The organism is Paenibacillus sp. IITD108 (assembly GCF_036541265.1).
Lineage (GTDB): Bacteria > Bacillota > Bacilli > Paenibacillales > Paenibacillaceae > Pristimantibacillus.
In genome coordinates this window covers 1-980 of record NZ_JAZHCT010000087.1, presented here as the reverse complement: position 1 = coordinate 980, position 980 = coordinate 1, and the positions used below count along the sequence as shown (strand labels likewise).

Here is a 980-nt window from a genome sequence, read left to right as displayed (position 1 = left end):
CCCTGAAGCAATGCTTTGAACAAATGGGAGGCGTTCCGCAGCGGATCTGGTTCGACAATTTATCTGCTGCCGTTGTCCATATTGAAAAGCAAGGCGAGCGGCAATTAACGGATGGTTTTCAGCGCTTTTGCGCCCACTATCGCTTTGAAGCTGTTTTTTGCAACCCGTACAGCGGACATGAAAAAGGGCATGTCGAGAACAAATGCGGTTACTCCAAGCGAAATTGGGCCGTTCCGATCCCTGTCTACGAAAGCCATGAGCAACTTGCCGCCACTTTTGCTGAGCAAGCGATGCAGGATCGAAATCGAAAGCATTACGCCAAAGGCAGCAGCATAGCTGAACTGTGGGAAGAGGAACAAAAGAAGCTGCTCACCTTACCGGAAGTCCCATTTGAGGCGTTTCGCCTGACCGCTGCGGTGGTCAATAAATATGGTGAGATTCGTGTGGAGGAAACAACGGTTCCTCTGCTCGGTATGCTGTCGCCGGGGAGTGAGGTACTGATTCAAAAGTTTTGGGATCGTCTGGTCATCTTGAACAGCAGCCACCAGTTGGTACGAGAAATTCCTCGGCCATACACAGGGCGAACGGCGGACATCCCGTGGCAACAGGTCTTCGCGAACTTACTGCGAAAGCCGCGAAGCGTCACGCATTCCTCGTTCATTCGCATGCTGCCTGAGGCGTTACAGCACTATGTAACCATCACCGATCTGGATCTACGAAAAGAACGTCTTCGGGCGCTCACGCACTGGTGCAGCGTATATGCCATCGAACAGATTCAGGAAGCGTTCGATTTACTTGGTTCGGAAGTGAACGTGGAACGTGTCACTTCCATCCTAGGCATGAAATACGGGAGTCGGGATATACCGGCAACCCTTCAAGAAACGATTTCACCGCCAGGTACTCAAGCCGAGTTTTCATTGCAGCGTTATAACAGACTGACGGGAGTGTGCTGACATGAGGACGGAGTTAGTAGATTTGTG

General features: G+C 51.3%; 1 pseudogene. It reads left to right on the top strand.

From position 1 onward, the window contains the following. Positions 1-953 (top strand): annotated as a pseudogene (locus V1L65_RS28620) (IS21 family transposase); the annotation flags it as partial. Positions 954-980: the final 27 nt, after the last annotated feature.